20 protein-coding genes are annotated in these 23,905 nt (G+C 57.6%); 10 read left to right on the forward strand and 10 right to left on the reverse strand.

Annotated elements, in window-relative coordinates; all coding sequences use genetic code 11:
* Positions 1-58: 58 nt before the first annotated feature.
* Positions 59-1,267 carry a lycopene cyclase family protein gene (locus tag QP982_RS04150; RefSeq protein WP_284870237.1) on the reverse strand — a complete coding sequence of 403 codons (1,209 nt, stop codon included), beginning with the start codon at positions 1,265-1,267 and terminating at the stop codon, positions 59-61.
* Between the two features lie 20 nt (positions 1,268-1,287).
* On the opposite strand from QP982_RS04150, the gene QP982_RS04155 reads away from it, so the two are divergent.
* Positions 1,288-2,919: an ABC-F family ATP-binding cassette domain-containing protein gene (locus QP982_RS04155; protein WP_070601446.1), complete on the forward strand. Its 1,632-nt coding sequence runs from the start codon at positions 1,288-1,290 to the stop codon at positions 2,917-2,919.
* Here the strand turns inward: QP982_RS04155 and QP982_RS04160 are convergent.
* From QP982_RS04160 to acnA, 6 genes are all read right to left on the reverse strand, one after another.
* A complete protein-coding gene (locus QP982_RS04160; RefSeq protein WP_224786551.1) occupies positions 2,916-3,674 on the reverse strand; it encodes a response regulator transcription factor in 759 nt (252 codons plus the stop codon). The genes QP982_RS04155 and QP982_RS04160 overlap by 4 nt on opposite strands.
* Positions 3,667-5,943, reverse strand: coding sequence for a sensor histidine kinase (locus QP982_RS04165; RefSeq protein ID WP_187402671.1), 2,277 nt, complete (start codon positions 5,941-5,943; stop codon positions 3,667-3,669). The genes QP982_RS04160 and QP982_RS04165 overlap by 8 nt, the downstream gene beginning before the upstream one ends.
* 45 nt (positions 5,944-5,988) lie before the next feature.
* On the reverse strand, positions 5,989-6,735 hold the full coding sequence (locus QP982_RS04170; protein ID WP_284870238.1) for a glutamine amidotransferase: 747 nt from the start codon (positions 6,733-6,735) through the stop codon (positions 5,989-5,991).
* Between the two features lie 47 nt (positions 6,736-6,782).
* Complete coding sequence (locus QP982_RS04175) at positions 6,783-7,532, reverse strand: glutamine amidotransferase-related protein (protein WP_284870239.1); 750 nt, start codon at positions 7,530-7,532, stop codon at positions 6,783-6,785.
* Positions 7,533-7,674: 142 nt separating this feature from the next.
* Positions 7,675-8,241, reverse strand: a complete 567-nt coding sequence (locus QP982_RS04180) for a TetR/AcrR family transcriptional regulator (protein WP_016422763.1) — start codon at positions 8,239-8,241, stop codon at positions 7,675-7,677.
* Between the two features lie 222 nt (positions 8,242-8,463).
* Complete coding sequence (gene acnA, locus QP982_RS04185) at positions 8,464-11,250, reverse strand: aconitate hydratase AcnA (protein ID WP_080971469.1); 2,787 nt, start codon at positions 11,248-11,250, stop codon at positions 8,464-8,466.
* Between the two features lie 367 nt (positions 11,251-11,617).
* Here acnA and QP982_RS04190 point away from each other — a divergent pair, with 367 nt between their 5' ends.
* The 6 genes from QP982_RS04190 (at position 11,618) to QP982_RS04215 (ending at position 18,589) form a co-directional block, all read left to right on the forward strand.
* A complete protein-coding gene (locus tag QP982_RS04190; protein WP_048734147.1) occupies positions 11,618-12,127 on the forward strand; it encodes an Rv1476 family membrane protein in 510 nt (169 codons plus the stop codon).
* A 631-nt stretch (positions 12,128-12,758) separates the two neighbouring features.
* Positions 12,759-14,396, forward strand: a complete 1,638-nt coding sequence (locus QP982_RS04195; RefSeq protein ID WP_070429717.1) for a DIP1281 family NlpC/P60 protein — start codon at positions 12,759-12,761, stop codon at positions 14,394-14,396.
* Positions 14,397-14,450: 54 nt separating this feature from the next.
* A complete protein-coding gene (locus QP982_RS04200) occupies positions 14,451-15,455 on the forward strand; it encodes an AAA family ATPase (protein ID WP_016422767.1) in 1,005 nt (334 codons plus the stop codon).
* Entirely contained in the window at positions 15,455-16,303 is an 849-nt protein-coding gene (locus QP982_RS04205) for a DUF58 domain-containing protein (protein ID WP_284870240.1), read from the forward strand. The genes QP982_RS04200 and QP982_RS04205 overlap by 1 nt, the downstream gene beginning before the upstream one ends.
* Positions 16,304-16,418: 115 nt before the next feature.
* Positions 16,419-17,411, forward strand: a complete 993-nt coding sequence (locus tag QP982_RS04210) for a VWA domain-containing protein (protein ID WP_070438445.1) — start codon at positions 16,419-16,421, stop codon at positions 17,409-17,411.
* Positions 17,412-17,530: 119 nt separating this feature from the next.
* Positions 17,531-18,589 (forward strand): ferrochelatase, encoded by a 1,059-nt coding sequence (locus QP982_RS04215; protein ID WP_284870241.1) that lies wholly within the window; start codon positions 17,531-17,533, stop codon positions 18,587-18,589.
* A gap of 40 nt (positions 18,590-18,629) precedes the next feature.
* Here the strand turns inward: QP982_RS04215 and QP982_RS04220 are convergent, their stop codons facing one another.
* Positions 18,630-19,487, reverse strand: a complete 858-nt coding sequence (locus QP982_RS04220; RefSeq protein ID WP_016422771.1) for an Rv1486c family protein — start codon at positions 19,485-19,487, stop codon at positions 18,630-18,632.
* A gap of 65 nt (positions 19,488-19,552) precedes the next feature.
* Here QP982_RS04220 and QP982_RS04225 point away from each other — a divergent pair, with 65 nt between their 5' ends.
* From QP982_RS04225 to QP982_RS04235, 3 genes are all read left to right on the forward strand, one after another.
* On the forward strand, positions 19,553-20,407 hold the full coding sequence (locus tag QP982_RS04225) for a DUF3097 domain-containing protein (RefSeq protein ID WP_049170585.1): 855 nt from the start codon (positions 19,553-19,555) through the stop codon (positions 20,405-20,407).
* Positions 20,408-20,467: 60 nt separating this feature from the next.
* Positions 20,468-20,905, forward strand: coding sequence for an NfeD family protein (locus QP982_RS04230; RefSeq protein WP_042388696.1), 438 nt, complete (start codon positions 20,468-20,470; stop codon positions 20,903-20,905).
* Between the two features lie 91 nt (positions 20,906-20,996).
* The gene (locus QP982_RS04235) at positions 20,997-22,397 is read left to right on the forward strand and encodes an SPFH domain-containing protein (RefSeq protein ID WP_256881640.1); all 1,401 of its coding nucleotides are present in this window, start codon (positions 20,997-20,999) and stop codon (positions 22,395-22,397) included.
* 4 nt (positions 22,398-22,401) lie between these two features.
* Here the strand turns inward: QP982_RS04235 and QP982_RS04240 are convergent, their stop codons facing one another.
* Positions 22,402-22,974 (reverse strand): hypothetical protein, encoded by a 573-nt coding sequence (locus tag QP982_RS04240; RefSeq protein ID WP_049190712.1) that lies wholly within the window; start codon positions 22,972-22,974, stop codon positions 22,402-22,404.
* Between the two features lie 127 nt (positions 22,975-23,101).
* A complete protein-coding gene (locus QP982_RS04245; RefSeq protein ID WP_052317814.1) occupies positions 23,102-23,773 on the reverse strand; it encodes a TVP38/TMEM64 family protein in 672 nt (223 codons plus the stop codon).
* Between the last annotated feature and the right edge of the window lie 132 nt (positions 23,774-23,905).

Consider the following 23,905-nt stretch of genomic DNA (forward strand, 5'->3'; position numbering starts at 1 on the left):
CCACACCGCTTTAATTGTTGGTATCACCCCACAAATCGGCTGATGTATATGCTCCCGGTCAACGAGTTCTCCATCTCCCAGGTCCCCGCACAAACCCAGCGATGAGCTTTCCGCACGTACGCGGACTCATTTTCAGCAAAGGCACGGCCACTTTCGCCATAGCGCGAAGCGTCGTCAGTGGGGATGTCCCTATCAAATAGGCAAAAATGTCCTTCTCCGGCAACGAAAAGAACGCCCGGAAAAACGCACCCGTCTGTCGTGCATCGAACCCCAGCAACGCCGCGAGCCCACGTTCGCGTAGCCATCGCTGCAATCGCATGCTTAACGACGTCCCCAGCGTCCGGCTTCCCTTCTTTTCCATATCGGCCAAGAAGCGGTCGACATCTTCGATAACCGAACCCACCGAGTAACCAGTGGCAGGATGCATCCAACCACCAGCAAAGCCGAAGAGGGTGCCCATGGATGGTCCACTGTGCCAGAAGTTACCGCGGCGAGAGGGAAAGTTTGCCAGTAGGGGAAAGGACACCACTTCTTCATCGATGGCCAGATCTTCCGAAAGCCCCAGGGACTTCAACCGTGCACTTTGGCGTCTACGCAACAGCGCTAAAAGTGCGGAGTCATCGGCCTCACCGCCGATCCGGACTGCAGCACCGGCTTCGCCACGATACCCGTCAACCATAGGAGTCGGAGTAGCGAGAATGGTCTCTTCAATGAGGAAGGTCCTGTCATCCAAGAAAATGCGATAGGAGAAACTAGCCGGCTCTGCCGCTGGGTCAACCGGTTCAGCCGGAGTGAAGTCCATGAGGACTGCGCGGCGGTGGGCACTGGGGACGTCGTCAAGCGAAAAGATGTGCCCGATGGCGAGCTGCCGTACCTGCCCACCTCGCCCGACTGCGGCGTGCGTGCGCCCGGTGGTGACAATTGTGATGTCAGTACCCGTGGTTTCGGAATCGGTGAGTGCGCGGCGTTCGATGTGGAAACCGCCAAGTTCTTGCAGGCAGTCCTTGTTAACAACGCCGTAGTTGCGGGCGAGCTGACGTTCGGTGCCGTCGGCAAGAATGACGCTGGGTTGAAAAGTGGCGGCGAGGAAGTCGCTGGGCAACCAGTCGGGGAGTTGGTCGCACCAGAGACCAATCGTCGAGGGCAGCGTGCCACCGGCGGGGTCATAAGCGGTGACATCCCAGCCGCGAGCGGATGCACGGTGGGCGGCGATTCTTCCGGCGGGCCCGAGGCCGACGACGGAGGCGGTCACGGGAAATGAAGTCATAACTGGTAGGCTACTCGTTCGTGATTGTGACCCATGACCTTGAAGTCCGAGTCGGCGCCCGTACCCTGCTCACTGCGCCGGGTGAGCAGCTGCGCGTCCAGCCGGGAGACCGGATTGGACTCGTCGGGCGAAATGGTGCTGGCAAAACGACGACTATGCGTATCCTCTCCGGCGAAACTGAGCCCTACGGTGGCTCCGTGGTGCGCTCTGGCTCAATTGGTTACCTGCCACAGGACTCACGCGAAGGCAACATCGACATCTCCGCCCGCGACCGTGTGCTGTCGGCGCGAGGCCTTGACCAAATCCGCCGGAGCATGGATCGCCAGCAGGAGATCATGGAGACCGCGACCACTGACACGAAGCGCGATGCGGCGATTCGGAAGTTTTCGCGTCTCGAGGAGCGCTACCACGATCTCGGCGGCTACGAGGCGAACGCTGAGGCAGCCCGCATTTGCGACGCGCTGGGGTTGCCGGAGCGTATACTCGACCAGCCTCTGAAGACGCTCTCGGGTGGTCAGCGCCGCCGTGTCGAACTTGCTCAGATTCTCTTCGCCGCTACCGAAGGCTCAGGCAAGTCCGCCACGACACTGCTTCTCGACGAGCCGACGAACCACCTCGATGCGGATTCGATTACCTGGCTCCGCGAATTCCTCAGCAAGCATGAGGGCGGCTTGATTATGATCTCGCACGATGTCGAGCTGCTCGAGGCCGTGTGTAACAAAGTCTGGTTCCTCGACGCGGTGCGCGCCGAAGCTGATGTGTACAACATGGGCTGGAAGAACTACCTGTCGGCACGCGCGACCGATGAGGCTCGACGTCGCCGCGAGTTCGCTAACGCGGAGAAGAAGGCCAGCGCACTGCGCAAGCAGGCCGAGAAGCTAGGTGCGAAGGCGACGAAAGCCCGTGCGGCCAAGCAGATGGTGGCTCGTGCTGAGCGTATGATGGATAGTCTCGACGAGGTCCGCGTCGAGGACAAGGTCGCCCACATTTCCTTCCCAGAGCCGGCGCCCTGTGGCAAGACTCCACTCAACGCCACGGGACTGACCAAGATGTATGGCTCGTTGGAAGTCTTCGCCGGTGTGGATCTTGCGATTGACAAGGGTTCCCGCGTGGTTGTCCTCGGTTTCAACGGTGCTGGTAAGACGACGCTACTGAAGCTACTCGCCGGTGTGGAGCGCACCGATGGCGAAGGCGGCATCGTCTCCGGCCACGGCCTGCGCATCGGCTACTTCGCCCAGGAACATGACACGATTGACCCGGACAAGACTGTCTGGGAAAACACCGTCTACGCCTGCCCTGACGTCAACGAGCCGGAACTGCGGAGCCTACTCGGTGCCTTTATGTTCTCCGGCGATAAGCTGCAGCAGCCAGCGGGTACCCTCTCCGGTGGTGAGAAGACACGTCTAGCGCTGGCGACGCTGGTTAGCTCCCGCGCAAACGTCCTGCTTCTCGACGAGCCCACTAACAACCTCGACCCTCAGTCCCGCGAACAGGTGCTCGACGCACTGCGTACATACACCGGGGCCGTCGTACTGGTTACCCACGATCCAGGTGCGGTCAAGGCGTTAGAGCCCGAGCGCGTCATCGTGCTTCCCGACGGCACGGAAGACCTCTGGAGTGACGACTACATGGAAATCGTCGAGCTGGCTTAAGACGGATCCATTGGCCCAGGCAGGTAACCGTCCTGCTGGGCGAGCCTATACATCTCCGACTTGTTAAGGCTGTTCTCGGCCCGGCCAGCTGCCGCATACTTGGCTCGAATGCGGCCCAAGTAGTCCAACACGGTATTCGGTGTCAGCCCTGTCATCGACGCGACTCGCTTCGTCGACTCACCGGAGGCGTAGAGCTCCAGTACCTCACGCTGGCGTTCTGACAAATCGACAGAATCGAGCAGGGGATCAGAGTCCACTACCGATGCCCATTCCGTAGTCAGCGCGCCCTTGCCAAGCGCCGCCAGCCGCACTGCAGACACGACTGTTTCCGGGGTTTCCGATTTCTGAACAACCCCCATCACTCCGGTACGCACTGCCTTTCGGACAAGGTATGGGCTTTCAGCTGACGAGAGAATGAGCACGTGGTCGGTGACCAATTCCAGCGAGAGCACGTTCTGCGCTGGATCTGAATTATCCGCCAGCCGCAGATCCAGCACGACCACATCCAGGCGATCATCAGTGCCCACATCAGCCAGTAGTGCCGGCACGGTTTGATAACAGCCGACGAGCTCAAAGTCTGGCTCTGCAGACAGCAGGGTTTCGAGCCCCTGCAGCGTCAAGGCATGATCATCAATCGCAGCAACGCGAAGCAAACGATCCGACTGCACGCTGTAATCTCCGATGTTGTCGGAGTCAATTGCAGCCGAGACGTCGATGGAAGCATTGCTCATTCCCGCAATGTTCTCCCTAGTCACGTGACATCACTATCCTCTCACCGGCTTCATCAAACCTTTGCACTCCATTGTCATCAGAAATGGATGCAAATGCACGTCTGCCCGGGGGCAATAGACGAATTGTTACCGATCCTTCTTCGGCGTTATCGATCGCTTCGAGGAAGCTCGGCATCAACTTAGCCACCGCGGAATCATCGTCGACAAGCGGAATACGGCGCACATCGGTGCTACCGGAAACGGCCTGCGTGTGATTGCGGTCATCGAGGAGCCGGACATGAACGCCTCTGGCCCGCGCGTCCCAAACAGCTTGGTGAAGTGACCCGACATTTAGATGCGGCGAACGTAGAACGTCTCGGAGGAGCTGCTCTGTGAGACGCGCACGCAACTGCAATCGCGGGGTCGGTTTATCCAAAACTGCAGCGGCGCTAAATATGGGACCGACCCGACGCTGCAGCCATTCGTAGTTGCTCTGGCTGCTGATTTCGTACTCTTTGGCAGCACCGGCAGCGTACAGCGCACGATTATAATCCTGAATAGACTGCGGAACGGTACGCATAAAAAAGCGGACCATGATGGACGTCAAAATTCCAGCGACCAGCATCACGGAGCGAACTAGCAGGTCGACTCCAGAGATACTGATGTGGGTGGAATCCGAGGGGGCAAAGGGGAAGAACTTGAGTATCTCCACCAGGATTGCGCCACCGAGCACTGAATTCAGTGCAACCCAGGGTCGGCCGCGGATGGCGAGCAATGCAGACGCAAAAGAAATTAAGCTAAAGTGCCAGAAATACGACCATTCCAAATTATTTGGAATGGGCTGGTAAAGCCCAACCCCAGCTAATACAACAATTGCGACACCAATTACAAATGCGCGATTCAACGGCAATTGCGAATGGCGACCATACATAATTAGCCCGAGAAGACCGATCGCTAACGCCAGGCTGATTTGTCCTGCCGTCGTAAATAATTGCCCATTACTGACTAGGACCATGAACAACACGCCGACGATCGCGCCGTAGAACTGCCAGGAAAAAACAATCGACATTCCCATGAGGTCATACAGCGATGTCGTATGAGCCGAGGAATCGACTACATCTTCCTCTTCCACAGGAGAGGTATTACCGTGCCATTTGAGAATAACCTGAGTACCTTTCCCAGGTTTTGATTTAACGTCGGCATCTCCGCCACGAAGGGCCTCCATTCGACCTTTAACGCTTAATCGAATACCTGCACGATGCGGGTCAATTCCCTCGGGGTCGAACCCGCTGCCATCGTCACGAAAATCAATGGAGACCTCGCCAGAGGCAACACGAATGTGGCACTTCTTTTCCGCCGTGGTACCTGCATGACGCTTGGCATTATTTGCCACCTCAGTTGCAGCTAATAGGAACGTGTTAGCAACTTCTCCTGGGAGACGAACTGGACCGCCTTCTTCGCTGGTATCTAGCGTTACCGAAATGTCAGAGCTCACCGACAGCAATTGCGCCCGTACAGCCTCCGCAAAAGTTCGACCGCTTACTGTTTGCCGAGGCGAGAAAAACAGCCCAGTCTGCTCGTCTAGCGAGAAGTCAATCTTAGAGCCCTTACCAATTGCAGACAGTGCGGCTAATACATAGTCATGAACATAGGCGTTGAAGCTACTCATTGCCTCTCCGCGGACACGCATACGCTCCGCTCTCTCATTGACCTTCCGAGAATTCTCGTAGGTGTAGTCAATAAGCCTTGCGACGGGTTGTGCAGAGCCCGCGATAATCACAAATGGAAAAGTGTTGATGAGATTGAATCCGACATCCGACAACATGTCGAGCCAAAAAGTGTGCCCCAGCAACCATGAATTAATGACGGCAATCAGTCCGGGAACAAATACCATCACGGACAAACTGATGTGGAGTGGCACCGTCAGCGCAAATGCAGCGAGGGCCAAACCTGAAAATGGGCTATACCAGAGTGCATTTCCAATGGAGTTATGAGGCAGATCCCAATAGGTTGAGACCAACATCAGGAAAACCAACATGATGTACATCGGTACACGCAGTGCGGCAATAAGGCCTCGCCGCGTATTGTTGATCACTGCCCAAATCAGCAACATATCGCTGAGAATGAATATGAGTAGTGATGCAAAAGGGAACCAGTGGCTCAGAAAGTTTTCTAAGGGGACAGAACGAATAGCCGATTCAATCTGCCACAAAAATCCGGTGACGGCAATAATAATCGCACCGGATCGCAACACAGACATTTCAATTGATGGTGACTGTCCGGCAAGTGCCGAATCGGGATTCCACCTCTCCATGCGACAATCACATTCCTTTTGCTTATTGCCACTAGATAAAACTAATCAGCCTCTACAAGCGGTATGGAGCCGAGCGAAATTCTGAAGAATACGCCCACTTCGAGCAACATCCAACTGTCGCGCGGCCGACACCGCTTTAAGATCTGTTCCTGGTAAATAGTAGCCCTCATTTGCGTAAATCTGGAGACGCTGGGCAAATGTGTTGGCATCTAATTCCGGGTGAAACTGCGTCGCATATGCATTGCGGCCCAACCGAAACATCTGTACGGGGCAGTCCTTACCAGTTGCCAACAACGTAGCGTCGCCAGGCAGTTCTTCGATGGCCTCCTTGTGGCCGACGATGGCGTGAAAGTGGGCCGGTAAACCATCAAGAATTGGATCTGATTCGCCATCTGGAGTTGCAGCTACTTCGATTACAGCTGCCTGCTCCCCGTGCTTGCGGGAGACACGGCCATGGCCAGCAGTACCGAGCAGGCCGACGCCATAACAAGCTCCGAAGAAGGGGAAGTCTCGTTCGAGCACTTCTGCCAACAAATCCTCGAACCAGGTCTCGACTTCCTTCTGTAGATAGCTCTTATCGTCATCAGAGGCGTTAAAGGGACCTCCGCCAACGATTACGCCCGAGTAGTTATCTAGATTCAGATTCCCCGGACGAGACTGTTCCAGGCGAATTTGATGCAACTTTGCCGGCGCCAATGCACACCTCCTGGCAAATGAGAGATGTTCAGCGTGAGCTGCGGCATCTTCGCCGCGTGTGGAAAGCAGGAGGAAGGGCTTGGCGGAGGTAGACATTTGCGGGAACAAATTTCGTGAAAAAGGGAGCTAGAGGGGGACGGAGACTACTGCACCACTAGCAGGCTCGGATTGGCTGCATGCGTACATACGTGCATAAATCGGGGGATGATTGACGAGACGGCCTGGAGGTCCACATCAGATACCTTTAGTCGAATCGCGTCGACTTCCTCCGGGTCAAAGTAACCGACGTCGGTGTAGAAAGACATTCTGCGGAGCAGTCCGTTAGCATTCATCTCCGGATGAAATTGGGTAACCCAGTTATTCGATCCGATCGAGTACATCTGCACCGGACAGGTTGGACCTGTGGCAAGCAAAGCTGCGTGATTGGGAAGTTCCGCAACGGATTCCTTGTGGCCAGTCAACGCATAAAAAACCGGAGGCAACACCGAAGCTATTGGATCTTGAGTGGCGGCTTCGGTGAGCTCTACCCGGGTAGAACCCGCTACTTCGCCGTGGCGCAGGTTAACCAAACCACCCGAAGTAAAGGCTGTGTAGCTAGCGCCGTAGCAGATAAGCAGTGCGGGGACAGGACTCCTAAGTACGTCGTAAAGCACATCGTGCGAATACTTCTGCAAACCTGAATGCTCAAGGTCGGTGATGTTAAATGGGCTGCCTCCGACAAATACGCCGTCATAGGAGGTCAGGTCGGGCAACTTAGCGCCGACAGCGTCGATGGTAAACAGGTCCAACTGGCTGGGCTCAAGCCCGGTGGAATCCAGAAAGTCCTGGTACTCGGCTTGCCCCGCACCATCTGCGGGGCGGAGCGCCACCAACAAAAACTTACCCACACTCATAAATAGACAGCTTAGTCCATATTGAGTGAAATCTATGCATCTTCACCGGTCAAACGGGGTAAATGCACGGCAGAAAGCCGAAACCCGCTCCCGTATTAGGGGAGCGGGTGGTACGTAACGCTATCAGGCCTAGCCTGAGTGGCTAGTCCTTGCGCCGTAAGCTGTCTTCAACTAAATCAAGCACGGAATCCAATTCGTCGACAGTGCGACCAGATGCCAGACGAACGATGATGCCATCGAGCATCAGCTCGAGAAAAAGCTGCATCGTGCGAACCGAATAATCCGACCGTAGGGAGCCGGATGAGGATGTCTGGGTCAATCGGTGGGCAACAGCGTCATCCAATTGATCCTGATGGCCCAACCATTGGCCCTTAAACTCCGGATCGCTGCGAAGGCGACGGGCAATCTCAAGGCGAGTTCCCAGCCAGCCATGCTTGTCTGGGTTCGCCACGATGTCACGCATTACTTCCACTAAGCCGGAAGCCTCCGCGACTTCCGCCATATTTGCGGCATCTTCTTCGGCCAATGCTAAGAACAGACCTTCTTTGGATCCGAAGTGATGGAAAATAGCACCGCGAGACTTACCGGTAGCGGACTCCAGACGAGAGACCGTTGCGCCGTCGTAGCCGAATTCTGCAAAGCACTGCCGAGCGCCGTCGAGAATTTCGTGCCTCCGTTGAGCTAAATCCTGGTTACTCACTTTTGGCATAAGGAAACTCTTTTCTTGCCGGCGACGCCCAGGGACATGTTTCACTGCATGACGTGGCAGCGCCATTCCTATACTTCCCAAGCCTCAGTTTGGTTGGGGTAGAGAAACCCGAGGCCGGCAGGGCGCTAGCCCGTGGGGTATGAATCCGCGGGCTAGCGCTACCTACCGGCCTCTAGAAGCGCTGCTTGTAACAAGCCCTAGCGCGCACGAGTCAAAGGGAAACTAGTTGCCCTTGATCATGTTGCGCAGGACGTACTGCAGAATACCGCCGTGGCGGTAGTAGTCAGCCTCACCAGGGGTATCGATGCGGACCACAGCGTCGAAGTCGAAGGACTCGCCGTTTTCCTTGGTAACCGTAACCTTGACGGTCTTCGGGATGGAGCCGTTGTTCAGCTCCTCCAGACCAGCGATGTCGAAGGTCTCAGTGCCATCGATGCCCAGGGACTTCCAGGACTCACCCTCCGGGAACTGCAGCGGAACAACGCCCATGCCGATGAGGTTCGAGCGGTGGATACGCTCGAAGGACTCAGCGATAACAGCCTTGACGCCCAGCAGCAGGGTGCCCTTAGCTGCCCAGTCACGGGAGGAACCGGTGCCGTATTCCTTACCACCAACGACGACCAGCGGAGTGCCAGCCTCCTTGTAGTTCATGGCAGCGTCGTAGATGAAGGCCTGCGGGCCACCCTCCTGGGTGAAGTCGCGGGTGTAGCCACCGGTAACACCGTCAAGCAGCTGGTTCTGCAGGCGGATGTTAGCGAAGGTGCCGCGCACCATGACCTCGTGGTTACCACGACGGGAACCCAGGGAGTTGTAGTCCTTGCGCTCAACGCCCATGGAGTCGAGGTACTGAGCAGCCGGGGTGCCCGGCTTAATGGAGGAAGCCGGGGAGATGTGGTCGGTGGTCACCGAGTCACCCAGGGCAGCAAGGACGCGAGCGCCCTTGATGTCGGAAACCGGTGCCGGCTCCATTTCCATCTCGTCGAAGTACGGTGCCTTGCGGATGTAGGAGGACTTGTCGTCCCAAGCGAAGGTCTTGCCCTCCGGGGTCGGCAGGTTCTGCCAGCGCTCGTCACCAGCGAAGACATCCTTGTAGTCCTCGTCGTACAGCTCGGAGGAGATGGAGGCCTCGATGGTTGCTTCGATCTCTTCGGTGGACGGCCAAATGTCGCGTAGGAAGACATCGTTGCCCTCTGCGTCCTGACCCAGGGCGTCAGTTTCGAAGTCGAAGTCCATGGTACCGGCGATAGAGTAAGCGATAACCAGGATCGGGGAGGCCAGGTAGTTCATCTTCACGTCAGGGGAGATGCGGCCTTCGAAGTTACGGTTACCGGACAGAACCGCGGTAGCAGCCAGGTCGGCCTCGTTGATGGCGGAGGAAATCTCAGCCGGCAGCGGACCGGAGTTACCGATACAGGTTGCACAACCGAAGCCGGACAGGTAGAAGCCCAGAGCCTCGAGGTCCTTCCACAGGTCAGCACGCTTGAAGTAGCCGTTAACAACCTGGGAGCCCGGAGCACAAATGGTCTTGACCCACGGCTTAGCCTGCAGACCCTTCTCGACTGCCTTGCGTGCCAACAGACCAGCACCAATCATGACCGACGGGTTGGAGGTGTTGGTACAAGAGGTGATGGAAGCGATAGCGACCATACCGTGGTCGAGCGTGTACTCGCCGCCCTTCGGGGAAGTGACGGTAATCGGGGAGCTCGGGCGACCTTCAGCGCCGTTAGCGGCGGACTCGCCGTGGCCCTCGCGGGACTCGTTGTAGTCTGCAGCCAGCTCGGAGGTCGGTGCGGAAGCCTTGACAGCGCCCTTGATCTCGCCGTCGGAGTAGTTGTGCAGGTCCTTGCGGAACTGCTCCTTGGCGGAAGCCAACTCGATGCGGTCCTGCGGGCGCTTCGGGCCAGCGATGGACGGAACGACGGTGGACAAGTCCAGCTCGAGGTACTCGGAGTACTCAGCCTCCGGAGTGTTCTCGTCCAACCACATGCCCTGAGCCTTGGCGTAAGCCTCGACGCGCTCCAGGGTCTCCTTGTCACGGCCGGTCAGGGCCAGGTACTTGACGGTCTCATCGTCGATCGGGAAGATTGCGGCGGTGGAACCGAACTCCGGCGACATGTTACCGATGGTTGCACGGTTAGCCAGCGGCAGCTTGGAAACGCCAGCGCCGTAGAACTCTACGAACTTGCCGACGACGCCGTGCTGGCGCAGCATATCGGTGACGGTGAGCACAACGTCGGTTGCGGTAACGCCCGGCTGAATGTCGCCAGTCAGCTTGAAGCCAACGACGCGCGGAATGAGCATGGAGATCGGCTGGCCAAGCATTGCGGCCTCAGCCTCAATACCACCGACACCCCAGCCCAGGATGCCCAGGCCGTTCTGCATGGTCGTGTGGGAGTCAGTACCAACACAGGTGTCCGGGTATGCCAGGCCGTTGTTCTCGAAGACAACGCGAGCCAGGTACTCGATGTTGACCTGGTGGACAATACCGGTTCCCGGAGGAACAACGCGGAAGTTGGAGAATGCGCCAGTACCCCAACGGAGGAACTTGTAGCGCTCATCATTGCGCTGGTACTCAATCTCGACGTTCTTAGCCAGAGCGTCTTCGCTACCGAAGGCCTCGATGATGACCGAGTGGTCGATGACCATCTCTGCCGGGTTCAGCGGGTTAACCTGATCCGGGTCGCCGCCGAGAGTCTTAACAGCCTCACGCATGGTAGCCAGGTCAACAACACAGGCGACGCCGGTGAAGTCCTGCATAATAACGCGAGCAGGGGTGAACTGAATCTCGATCGACGGATCAGCCGAAGGAACCCAGTTGGCGACAGCCTTGATGTGCTCCTCAGTGATGTTGGCGCCATCTTCGTTGCGCAGCAGGTTCTCACCGAGAACCTTCAACGAGTAAGGCAGCTTCTCCATACCCGGCACGGCGTCAAGAGCGAAGTAGTCATAAGACTTGTCTCCGACCTCAAGCTTGCGCAGGGCGTTGAAAGAGTTCTTGCTTTCAGCCACAGTCAGCTCCATTTCTATTCGGGTGAATTGTCGCCTTAACTGAAGAGTCCGGCACTCGAATTTCGGCTCTCCACAAGGCATAGGTGCGATCACGCCGCCCCTTATCAACCAATTAAAGCAATAATCACGACGCGGGGCACACGAGCCCACACACACGTTTTTAAGGAAGCGTTACCGTCCTTGCATCAACAATAACAGTACGAACGTTCTGTATGTAGATTGCTCGCGGCGCGCCGAGTCACGCTACCCCCGTTCACATCCAGAGCAGGCCATTATAGATAGGACAAACGAAGCAGCATCTCCGCCAAATTGGGGCGCGTGGAAACCATTCTCACGCAAAACAGGAGCACGATACGGAAGGCAATTAATGCATACGCCAGCAGATTCACAGGCAGCGAAAGAAACCGTCGAGAAGGTGGTCGCTCAGCTACGCACCGACAACATCGTGACAAATAACCCACAGCTCCGAGAAGCGGTCCAGCCAATTGTCGACGATGCAGCAAATCGGGGGGTGCCCAATTTCAATATCATCTACCTAGATAGCGAGAAGATTTACCCCGTCGCCGAACAAAAGAACACCGACATCTTTTCCTTTGCCCGCCAAGTAGCGGACCAAGTCGGCGGCACCACTGTCGTGCGCACACCGGGCAATGTGGCCACCGCATCTGCCGATTTCCCCCGCGCAGCCATTGAACGCGCCGACCACGCAATGATGGAGACTCCACGAGACTATCCGGCGGGCCTCGATGCCTATTTGCACGAGCTCACTAACTACGTCGTTCCGTGGACTCTTTACAGCCTCATCGCAGGCGTCGTTATCGTCGCACTCTTCGTCGGACTGACGTTCTACTGGCTACGCACACGCCCAACCGCTTAAGAGTTCGCTTTACGACGGACGCTGAAGCTAACGGTCTCACTGAATACATTCACCGTCCCCGGTTTTCCACCCCCAGGCGAAAGACAGGGCAAATGCCCCAAAAACTGGTAGCAGTGGAGAAATCAGCCACTATCTGAATTGGATAACACTGTTGCAGCCACCGTAACCGTGTCAACGATTTTCACAAAGGTCAAGCATTAAAGCTTGACCTTTTCTTATGTCCGGTACCCCAGGTAAAGGCCCACGACACTCCGGCACGCCGATAAGTCATCTAATAGTGACATAATTCACATAGAAACCTAGGGCTCACCATAACCGCAGGCCACGACATATAACGAAACGGTCACAAAGTGGGGGACAGTTGGTAATTTTGTTACTTATGTTTTTTTAGAGCTTTTTGACCCGTAAAGTGCTTCGTGATGCCAATAGTGGACTCAAGGGTCCAGTATTGACCAATGAAAAACTCGCGGGAGCGCCGCTGTTGCTTTTGGTTCTGGTTTCGGTTCGACGTTTTTCGAAGTTCCACTCAAGACCTGGAGGCAACAACAGGAAGATATCCAACGATGGGGAAGTCGCTGGTGTCGATTCTGAGGCGTGAACGCACCCATAGGAGAAATGTAGGAGTAACGCGGTGCCGAGTAATCGCAAAGTCCGTGCATCATATTGGACTCGTCCAATTGCCGGTATTATCACGGCGGGTCTTCTGGCGACGAACACTCAGGTCGCAGCTGCACAACCACTAAATCCGAGCGACGCCCAGATCCGTCAAGCGCGCGAGGCGGCCTCTAACGCCGAGTCGTACTTGCAGTCCCTGGTCGCCGAGGTAACTTCCAGCGAGCGCCGGGTATCTGACCTCGAGCTACGCATGGGCACTCTCCGCGAGGATGTCAACAAGGCCATGGTAGACCTTGAGAACGCTCGAGATGCCGCTAACCGTGCGCGCGAGGCGGTCGACGAGGCACGGATTCAACTCGACCGTTCCCGCGCTGAGCTCGCTAGTGCCCAGAAGCAGTTCGACGAGCTAGCACGCACCATCATGCGCCAGGGACGTTCCAGCGGCTCGATTCTCGAAGGTGCGCGAGATGCATCCGAGGCTATTAACCGCCTGTCCGCTTTGCGTCGCGAAGCTGATCGTCAAGAGCAGACCGTTGACTCCCTGGATAAGAATCGAACCGAGGCTGCTAACCAGGAGTCCACGCTTCGCAAGAAGAGTGACGAGGCTCAGCAGGCGGAAGCCACCGCAAACCAGCGAAACACCGATGCTCAGAACGCGTACTCCGAGGCAAACGAGGAGCTTCAAAAGGAGCAAGCTGATTACCAGCAGGCTCAGGTCGATCGCGATGCCGCAAAGGCATCTTTGGATGCAGCCCGAAACGCGGTCAACGAGCTGAACTCCCAGCGCCAGAATTACGAGAACGAGCAGGCCCGCAAGGAAGCGGAAGACGCCGCTGCCAAGAAGGCCGCTGAGGAAGCCGCAGCTAAGACTCGCGCCGAGGCGCAGTCGAACCAGACTGATGAGGATTCCTCTTCTGAGTCCACAGATGAAAGCTCTAGCACCACTGGTTCTACGGGCTCGACTGGTTCCACTAGCTCAACTGACTCGACTGGTTCCACTGACTCTACCGACTCGACTGGTTCTACGGGCTCCACTGGCTCGACTGGTTCTAGCAGCTCGACCGACTCCACTGGCTCCACCAGTTCCTCTGAGACGACCGAATCTTCGGACTCCTCTGAGTCCACCGAGACCTCGGAATCTTCTAGCACCGACAGCTCGTCGTCAAGCGGCACCCCGGCGCAGACTGTGGCGCCGACGAATCCAGAGACTGGTCAGAGCACCTCGGGTTCTTCCAGCCAGAAGGTCGAGACTGTCATCGCACGCGCGATGGGGCAGCTCGGTGTCCCATACGCATGGGGCGGCGGCAACGCCAACGGCCCGACCAAGGGCATCCGTGACGGCGGAGTAGCTGACTCCCACGGCGACTACAACAAGATTGGTTTCGACTGCTCGGGCCTGACTCTGTACGCCTACGCCGCTGTCGGCATTGACCTGCCTCACTACACCGGCTACCAGTACCAGCGCGGAAAGCACTACCCGGCATCTCAGATGAAGCGTGGTGACCTGCTGTTCTGGGGCCCGAATGGTCATGGCCACGTCGCTATCTACCTGGGCGATGGCAAGATGATTGAGGCACCGCAGTCCGGTTCTGTGGTTAAGATTTCGCCAGTCCGTTATAACGGAATGACACCGAACGTTGTCCGCCTCGTCTAGTTTCTAACGACGTGTTCTACAGGTCGGGCAACCGACCTAAAGAAGGGTTTCTCTGTGACCTACCCAACGCCCACTGACCACACGGACCTCGAGCGCGCATACGCGGAGCTGGGGAAGGTTGTGGTTGGCCAGGAGCACCTGATTAAGCAGCTCTTCATCGCGATGCTCGCAGGAGGTCATGTCCTGCTCGAAGGTGTTCCGGGTGTTGCGAAAACTCTGGCAGTGTCTACTTTTGCCACAGTGATGGGTGGGTCCTACTCCCGTATCCAGTTCACTCCGGATTTGGTGCCATCAGATATTGTCGGCACCCGGATTTTCCGCCAGGACACCTCGGAGTTCATTGTCGAGCCCGGCCCGGTCATGTCAAATATCGTGCTCGCTGATGAAATCAACCGCGCACCGGCGAAGGTGCAGTCGGCTCTGCTGGAAGTCATGGCAGAGCACCAGGTGTCCATCGCAGGGGAGTCCACGCCAGTACCGGAGCCGTTTTTGGTTCTGGCCACGCAAAACCCAATCGAAAACCAGGGTGTCTACCCACTGCCGGAGGCCCAGCGGGACCGTTTCCTATTTAAGGTCCTCGTGGGTTACCCCACTCCGGCGGAAGAGCGGGAGATTGTCTACCGCATGGGAGCCACCCCTCCAGTCGCGCAGCAGATTCTCACCCCAGAGAGTGTTCGGGAACTGCAGCGCGCTACCCGCGAAGTCTTTGTCCACCACACACTGATTGACTACATCGTGGCCGTCATCGAACTCACCCGCAATCCGATGCGGGCGGAGTTGAAGGATGTCGACCGCTGGCTTTCCTATGGCGCATCACCGCGTGCAACTCTTGGTGCTGTCGCGGCTGCCCGCGCCCACGCGCTGTTTTCCGGTCGCGACTATGTCGTGCCGGACGATGTGGTTTCCGTGCTTCCCGACGTGCTGCGTCATCGCTTGGTCCTGTCCTATGAGGGCCTGGCCGATGGCGTTACTCCCGAACGGATTATTGACATCGTGTTGTCTCACGTGCGCCTTCCCCAAGGCGCGAGCACTGGCTCCGATGAGGGCACTGCCTCCTAATGTCAGCTCGTGAAGACGATCTTGCACGCGTCCTGGCGTACTTAGAGCTAACTGTTACGCGTAAGCTCAACGGACTTTTGCGCGGCAGCTTTCTCTCCACCGCTACTGGAGATGGCTCTGAGCCGGTTGGCTCCCGCGAATATGTCATCGGCGATGATGTTCGCCAGATGAACTGGGCAGTGACAGCCCGTACTGGAGTGCCGCATGTTCGCACCTCCGAGGCCGAGCGTGAGCTGGAGTGCTGGATTGTCGCCGAACCCGCCGCACGTCTGTCCACGGGATTGGCCGATACCACCAAACGACATCTGCTCACCGCCGCTGCCGGCGCTGTGACTATGCTTAACGACGCCCCGGGGTCCCGAACTGGATTAATCGCCGGTGGCACTCCAGTGCCCGCGGGCCAGGGCCGTGCCCACAGCTTGATGCGGCTCAAGCAGTTGGCTGACGCGACTGCTGAGCATAACCTCGCAGCGGATATTGACACAGTAATGACTCAGGCTCCGCGCGCTGGGCTGTTGGTTGTCATCTCGGATTTCCTTGGATCACTCGATTGGGCGCGCCCGCTGCGCGTTGCCTCGGCCTCGACAGAGATTATGGCGATTCGCCTGGTAGATCCAGCCGATGAAGCCTTACCCGGCGAAGGCCCGGTGGTCATGGCGGATTCAGCTACCGGCGAGACCATTGAACTCAACATCAACGACAAGACCCGCGCCGAGTATGCAGCTCAGGCTCGTGCCCACCACGAGCGTGTAATCAATGAACTGCGCAAATGCCGTGCTCGCGTTATTACCTTGCGTACGGATTCCGATTGGGTACTGGATTTTGCTCGACAAATTGGCCAACATTAGCGTCTGAGTAACCGCTTGTTAGTGCTATCTTTTTTGGGCCACCGACTAACCGGCTATAGCCACTGGTTTATACGCGACTGTTTAGGCGACTGGATGTGAGGAAACTGATACCGCGATGACGTTCCTAAACTCAACTTTTGCGCACCCAGGTTGGCTGCTCGCGCTCGCTCTGCCTCTCGTGGCAGCCGTGGCCTATTGGATCAGTACTAAGCAGCGAAAGCAACGTGCCATTGCCTTTGGCAACTTCACCATCGTTGGGTCACTGGGGAATAAGTCGTCGGCACGCCTGCGCCATGTCGTAGCTATCAGTGCGCTGTTGTCACTTGTTCTGGTCATCATTTCATTAGCTGGTCCGATTTCGGAGACCAAAGTCGCCCGCAACCGAGCGACGGTCATGCTGGTGGTCGACGTTTCGCTGTCCATGTCGGCCACAGATGTTGCGCCCGACCGCATCACTGCCGCTAAAGAAGCCGGCCAAGAGTTCGTGGAGAACCTTCCCGACGACCTCAATATCGGCCTGGTGACGTTCTCTGGTCGCGCTCGCACTGCTGTCAGCCCGACTACCAACCATGACACCGTGAATCGAGCGCTCCAGGCTGCTGAGTTAGATCAGGCGACTGCTACCGGTGATGCCATCGCTGCCGCGCTGGATGCCATCAATCAGTTCAGCGACTCGGTTCAGGGCGGGGGAGAAGGCGCCCCGCCAGCGACAATTGTGCTGCTTTCCGACGGCAAACAGACCGTCCCACAAGAGCTCGACGATCCCCGCGGCGCGTATACCGCGGCCGCCGAAGCCGCCAAGACCGGGGTGCCTGTCAACACGATTTCGTTCGGTACCGCGCAAGGCGCAATCACGGTTCAGGGCGAATTGATTCCAGTGCCTAACGACGACGATTCGCTGCGAGAGATCGCCCGTCGAACAAAAGGTGAGTTCTTCAGCGCTGGTTCCCTCGAGCAGCTCCGCGATGCCTATGGCTCACTGGAAGATGACATCGGTTACGAACTCAAGCGGGCCGAGAATCCGAGGCCCTATCTGATTGCAGCCTTCACGGTGCTGCTAGTGACCGTGGGCTCACTGCTTGTGACCAATCGTCGAATTCCGCAGTAGGGCTGGGTTAGGGTGCCGTCGTCAAGCGATTTGTATGGAACCCGATTGGCAGGAGACGCCGGGGGCATTGAGCAGTCGTCTTATGGAGTCCTCAGACTGCGCTACTAACATGATTAGCTATGTCTTCTGATAATTTTGACGCTATTTTGCTGTTGTCTTTCGGCGGTCCCGAAAAGATGGCCGATGTGCGTCCCTTCCTGGAGAATGTCACCCGCGGCCGCGGAATTCCGCCGGAGAGGTTGGACGAAGTCGGTGCACACTACGCGCACTTTGGCGGTAAGTCCCCGCTTAACGATTTAAACCGCGAAATTGTCTCCAACCTTAAGGCTGAGCTCACTCGCCGTGGCTATGACTTGCCTGTTTATTTCGGCAATCGCAATTGGCATCCGATGGCTGAAGACACCGCGGCAAAGATGGCTGATGACGGCGTTAAACGAGCGCTCGTTTTCGCCACTAGCGCCTGGGGCGGATACTCCGGCTGCCGCCAGTATCACGAAGACATTGCTCGGATGCGCGAATCTCTGGGCGACCGTGCTTTTGACATGGAGAAAATTCGGAGCTTCTACGATCATCCGCTCTTTATAGAAGCCTATGCAGATGCCGTGCGTGAGGCGTTTGCCAAGCTACCGGATGACCGTCGTGACGAGGCCCGGCTTATTTTCACCGCTCACTCTATTCCGGTCTCTGCGGACAAGGCATCTGGGCCGGTAGAACTCGGCGGAAATCTTTACTCTCGCCAGGTCAACGAAGCAGCGCGGCTCGTCGCCGATGCAGTCGGTATCACCGACTTTGACGTCGTCTGGCAGTCCCGCTCCGGCCCGGAGCACGTGCCGTGGTTGGAGCCTGACATCGTCGACCACGTTGAAGCGAAGGTCGCCAACGGCCTCCGATCCGCAATAGTGTGCCCGATTGGCTTCATCTCGGATCATGTTGAGGTCGCCTGGGATTTGGATGCTGAGCTTCAGGATGAAATGGCTCATCACGACATCGTCATCGAGCGGGTCGCAACGCCTGGTCCGACGGCTACTTTCACCGACATGCTCGTGGAGCTCATCGAAGAGCGCATCGCAGATGTCAAGCCCCGCCGTCTGGGAAGTGAACCGCTACTCGGCTCGGCCTGCAACGGCGCCCCCTGCGCCGCATCCTGTTGTACCCCGGAAAAGCGCCGCCCACACTGATTCCTTTGGCGGCAATGGGGCCGCGGGGCAAGGCAAATCCCTAGCGAGTCCACTCCTGAATCGCGTATTCCACCGCGCTCATCCGCGCCTGCCGAATCTTCCGCCACAGCGGGATGAGCTGCGCATCAAACGCGGCGCTGCCGTGCCCCGACTCGCTGCCCTGTGCCACCGCCAGAATCGACGACACCCGATCAGCTCTGGCGAGCACTCCCAGTGCACGGCGTGGCACATCATCCGGCACAAAGGCCATGTCCAGGTGGTCATCGAGCATGCCGACCATCAGCCGGGGATCCACTTTCGGGGCACCACTGCTTGACGACGTCAGCGGTGAACGCGGCATCGCCGCAATCGTGGCAGCCGCAACCCGCGCCGCATCTGCCAGCTGTAAATCCGCCTCGCCAGGGGAGAGATAGGCCGGCTCGGGAATGTGGCCTTCCAGTGTGTACCAATGCCACTGCGGTAGGCCTGGCACCGGCGTTGTCACTGGTATGAGCACATGGTTCCAGCCCGGCTCCGCATCCGCAATCACAATGGCCGAGCCTGCTGCGCGTGCAGCTTCAGCGGCGTCGGTTCCCGCAGGCAGTGCAGGTGCATCACCGGGCCCGGAGAGAATGAGGCGGACGAGGGGACGGTGGTCACTGTGCCAATCTCCCGCTTCAGTAACCGCTCGAAGAAGGCGGAGCATGTCGCTTCGATCGAGATCAGCGTCGCAATCGATGACATTCGGAACCGTGGCGTCGGCAAGCACGAACGTCCCCGGAACTGACGTGGGTCCGCCGAGCGAGTCTAGCGCGTCGAGGAGATGATCGTAGTTTTCCAAACCCGACAACCACGCGCCCAGCCAAAGGGCGATGTGCTGAGTTGGACTCCAGACCTGGTCGAGAACACTGCGCTGCATAGTGCAGCTCATCCTAGTGCAGCGTGTCGTTGGTCCCGTAACCGATGCTGTTAATCTCAGTACCCATGAGCTTTCAAGACCCGTACCGCAATCAGGACGTGTTCGCTGGCGCACGTGGCCACCGCCGTCGTATCCCACAGCCGGCACGCGAGGTGACAGCAGAAAATGGTGTTGTCGTCGAGGCGTCCTATGACGGATTCGTCGGTGCAATTATCGGGTTGGAGAAAACTTTCGACGGCTGGTGCGTCCGGCTGGAGGGCCGCCACGGCAAGTCTCGGCTGTTTCCCATGCACGAGCGCGGTTTTCTCATCGACGGCAAACCTGTGACTCTGGTGCGTCCGAAAGCACAACCCAAAAAGCCCTCGCAGGATCTGTCGGCATCGGGCTCGCGCAAGGTCCACAACGTCAAGGCCAAGGTTGCTCTCCCCAGCCGTATCTGGGTCGAGGGTATTCATGACGCGGCAATCGTCGAGAAGGTGTGGGGCCACGATCTGCGTGTTGAGGGCGTAGTCGTGGAGTATCTGGAGGGCTTGGACAACCTTCCAGAACGCTTGGCCGAATTTGGTCCGGGTCCGAAGCGCCGCGTCGGAGTCCTGGCAGACCACTTGGTGGAGGGCAGTAAGGAAAGCCGCATGACTCAGCAGCTCGGCCCGCACGTGATGGTCACAGGCCACCCGTTTATCGATGTCTGGCAAGCGGTCAAACCCTCGTCGGTAGGCATCGAGGCATGGCCGGAAGTTCCCTACGGGGAGGACTGGAAGACAGGAATCTGCCGTCGCTTGGGCTGGGGAGACGACCCCAAGGAGGGCTGGCGACGTGTCTACGCAGGTGTACACACCTACCGTGATCTGGAGTCAGATTTGATTGGCGCAGTTGAGCGCCTGGTCGACTTCGTAACTGAGCCACATATGCAGTACTGACCCCGGAATACTGGCTCCACTCGCCCCACATTTGTTCTGCAAAGTAGGTAGGGTGAGGGCGTGATTCCTCTCCTTTGGCTCGGAGCAAGCCTCCTACTGGTTCTCGGTGAACTCGCAGTCGGAGATTTAGCACTGTTAATGCTCGGAGGTGGTGCACTGGCAGCGTCCGGTGCGAGCCAGCTTGGAGCGCCGCTTTGGCTATCAGTGGTTATCTTCGCCGTTGTGTCCGCCGCACTTGTGCTGACAGTTCGCCCTGTGTTGCGCAAAAAGATGGCAAAACCGGACAAGTCCGCCGAACTGGAGTCGCGTCCGGAACTGCTAGCGGGCCGTCATGCTGAGGTCATCGAGCCAGTTTCCTCGTCAGCGGGTCTGATTAAGGTCAATGGCGAGTTGTGGAGCGCGCGCAGTCTTCTGACTGCGCAGACCTTCGATGCGAAGGAAAGAGTCACGATTGTAGAGATTTCGGGCAATACCGCAGTAGTGGACAAGCTGCTCTGAGCAGCCAACTCACTTAAAGGGCGCTCGGAGCACTCTTAGTTACTGACCATTAAATAACTGACCACACAGTTTCTAGCTACGAGGGAATCCCATGGAAGGCTTTATCATCCTCGTCGTTTTCATTCTCGTGGTTGTTACCTTGGTTCTCAAAGCGATTGTCCTGGTTCCTCAGGGTGAAGCGGCAATCGTAGAGCGACTGGGACGATACACGCAGACACTGAACAGCGGCCTGAACTTCATCATCCCGATCATTGACCGAGTGCGCGAGAAGGTCGATACCCGTGAGCGTATGGTTACCTTCCCGCCACAGGCAGTGATCACCGAAGACAACCTGACTGTGGCTATCGATACCGTCGTGACCTTCCAGGTCAATGAACCGGATCGGGCAATTTACGGTATCGATGACTACATCTTCGGCGTCGAACAGATCACCACCGCAACGCTTCGCGACGTCGTAGGTGGCCTGACACTGGAAGAGACACTGACTTCCCGTGACTACATCAACCGCCGTCTGCGCGGCGAGCTGGACGAGGCCACTGCCAAGTGGGGTCTTCGTATCGCTCGTGTGGAGCTAAAGGCCATTGAGCCGCCGCCGTCGATTCAGCAGTCGATGGAAAAGCAGATGAAGGCCGATCGCGAGAAGCGCGCCATGATTCTGACTGCGGAAGGTACCCGCGAAGCCGATATTAAAACTGCTGAGGGCCGTAAGCAGGCACAGATTCTCGCCGCCGAAGGTAACAAGCACGCAGCAATTCTGGCTGCTGAAGCTGAGCGTCAGGCAACCATTCTGCGCGCTGAGGGTACTCGCGCCGCTACCTACCTTGAGGCACAGGGTAATGCTCGCGCTATCCAGAAGGTCAACGCAGCTGTTAAGGCTTCACAGTTGACACCTGAGATTCTTGCCTGGCAATACCTGGAGAAGCTGCCTGAGCTGGCAAATAAGGACGGCAATACTGTTTGGATGATTCCGTCGCAGTTCGGCGACAGTCTCGAGAGCTTCGCTAGGGCTTTCGGCAAGAAGGATGCCGACGGTATCTTCCGCTACGAGCCTCCGGCCGTGAGCCGAGAGACCAAGGAAGAGGCTGAGCAGGGCCGCGACGAGAACTGGTTCGACATGTCGACTAACCCGGAGTTGGCTCGTGCAGTTGCCGCGGCGAACGAGGTCGCTAACCGCCCGGTTGATGATCCGGTAGCTGCAGCAGCTGGTAATACCCCTGAGAGGAAGAAGAATCGCCGCGCTGATTCGGCTCAGCCCGCTCAGCCTGAACAGTTGGGTGGCCAGAACGGCCCGGCAGCGGTTGAACCTGCGACACCGGCTGCGCCCGCTGCGCCGGCCACACCGGCTGCGCCGTCAGTTCCTTCCGGCAAACGTGACCTGCCCTCGGCTCCTGGCACCGGCAATACCAATGCAGGCGGCGGTACACACTCCGCCGAGCGTCCAGATTTTTCAGGATGGTCACGTGACCCTTACGCCCCAGAAAATGGGCAGTAAGCTTTTATAACTCATCAGCTCGCTGAAGCAGGTGGACGGCCAGGTTCCATCCGGCCAGCTCCGCCTGCCAGCCAGCTGCTGCGAGGCGCTGATTGACGGCCTGCTTTGAAACTCCCAATTCTTCCGCGGCCTCTACCTGTGAATAACCAGCGCGAACCAAACCAGTTGCCTCGCGGCCTTCGGGGGACCTGCGAGAGATAACGTGGTGCAGCAATGTGAATGCTGCACCAATATCCTCCGAGTAATCCTTACCACGCGGATTGTTAGTCCGAATGCGGGTTTTTACCGTGCCGGCCCTGCCTCCCTTACCGATGACTGAGCTCGATGCCAGATGCGCTTGCTCAATGTCGTCCTGAGGACAAACACCGATACCTATCGCCCAGTCACCTGCGGCCAATAGCGCCAGCACAAGCGTGGTGACTCCCACAGCATTTTCAGGAGCTGCGCGAAGCTCTTCGATACCTGCAACCTCAACAGTTCCTACGCCTTCCAGGCCGGAAAGTGCCTGCGCAGAGGCCTGAACGTGATCTGCCCTGCGAGTAGATCGACCGCGATACCTGGCAAAGACTGAATACATACGCTCTAGTCTAGCCCCACCCCTTGACAGTTGGGCTAAGACACTTTCCTTCCCTCCGCACACTCACGGGCGCCCCACACCAACTCGCCGAAAACTCACGTCTAGCTCAAGAGCGCCAAGCGGTGTTTTAACGTTTCGAAGAACCGGTTACGACAGGGAACTTGGCGTCCGCAAGAAGTCCCAGCAAGCCAAGCACGAGCAGAATTCCCGTGGCCACCGCAAAGCGCACGTCGAAGCCGACCAACAGCGCGTCGCCAAGCAGAACGACGGCGAGTGTGTTCGGCGCCGAACCTAGGGCAGTGGCGATGATATACGGCACGATGCGTATCGACGACAGTCCACAGGCGTAGTTGAGAAACGAAAATGGCACGCCAGCAATCATGCGCAAGCTGAGCACTGTGAGCCAGCCGCGTTGCTCCAACCGATGGTCGAGACTGAGAAGACGGCGGTTGGTCAGGTGCGTGCGAAACCAATCGCGTCCCAAAAACCGCACAATACAGAGGGAGAGAAGGGCAGAAACCGTCGTCGCAGTAATTGCCAGCAGGAAACCGAGCACTGGCCCGAAGAGAATTCCGGAAGCCAAAGTGAATACGGTGCGGGGGATTGGGAACTGAGTCAGTGCAACGTATGCGAGAAAGTAGAGGAGCGGGAACCAGTCACCGGCATCGATGGACCACTGCCGGATGGTAGCGACGGTGGGAACATCGACGTACAGCGTGACGACGACCCCCACACCTACGGCTAGCACCAGCAGAACCTTTTTGAGTGTAGGGGTAATTCGCACATCGGATACGTTCACCCATTTGAGGTTACCGGGGATTGCGGGGAAGCGTGTGACCTGCGCGTTGGAGGCTCTGCGAGGAGGGCTAGTCAGCGGCTAAAGGCGTTTGCCCATTATTTCACTAGGATGGGAATCAAGGTCACTATGCCT

It is taken from the genome of Corynebacterium sp. MSK019, assembly GCF_030232425.1.
Lineage (GTDB): Bacteria > Actinomycetota > Actinomycetes > Mycobacteriales > Mycobacteriaceae > Corynebacterium > Corynebacterium jeikeium_D.

Coding starts and splice junctions, on each gene's coding strand:
- QP982_RS04180 (WP_016422763.1), bottom strand. CDS start 8,241: ATGCCAAAAGTGAGTAACCAGGATTTAGCTCAACGGAGGCACGAAATT.
- QP982_RS04170 (WP_284870238.1), bottom strand. CDS start 6,735: ATGTCTACCTCCGCCAAGCCCTTCCTCCTGCTTTCCACACGCGGCGAA.
- QP982_RS04225 (WP_049170585.1), top strand. CDS start 19,553: ATGAGCTTTCAAGACCCGTACCGCAATCAGGACGTGTTCGCTGGCGCA.
- QP982_RS04235 (WP_256881640.1), top strand. CDS start 20,997: ATGGAAGGCTTTATCATCCTCGTCGTTTTCATTCTCGTGGTTGTTACC.
- QP982_RS04215 (WP_284870241.1), top strand. CDS start 17,531: ATGTCTTCTGATAATTTTGACGCTATTTTGCTGTTGTCTTTCGGCGGT.
- QP982_RS04205 (WP_284870240.1), top strand. CDS start 15,455: ATGTCAGCTCGTGAAGACGATCTTGCACGCGTCCTGGCGTACTTAGAG.
- QP982_RS04150 (WP_284870237.1), bottom strand. CDS start 1,267: ATGACTTCATTTCCCGTGACCGCCTCCGTCGTCGGCCTCGGGCCCGCC.
- QP982_RS04220 (WP_016422771.1), bottom strand. CDS start 19,487: ATGCAGCGCAGTGTTCTCGACCAGGTCTGGAGTCCAACTCAGCACATC.
- QP982_RS04240 (WP_049190712.1), bottom strand. CDS start 22,974: ATGTATTCAGTCTTTGCCAGGTATCGCGGTCGATCTACTCGCAGGGCA.
- QP982_RS04210 (WP_070438445.1), top strand. CDS start 16,419: ATGACGTTCCTAAACTCAACTTTTGCGCACCCAGGTTGGCTGCTCGCG.
- QP982_RS04165 (WP_187402671.1), bottom strand. CDS start 5,943: ATGGAGAGGTGGAATCCCGATTCGGCACTTGCCGGACAGTCACCATCA.
- QP982_RS04175 (WP_284870239.1), bottom strand. CDS start 7,532: ATGAGTGTGGGTAAGTTTTTGTTGGTGGCGCTCCGCCCCGCAGATGGT.
- QP982_RS04190 (WP_048734147.1), top strand. CDS start 11,618: ATGCATACGCCAGCAGATTCACAGGCAGCGAAAGAAACCGTCGAGAAG.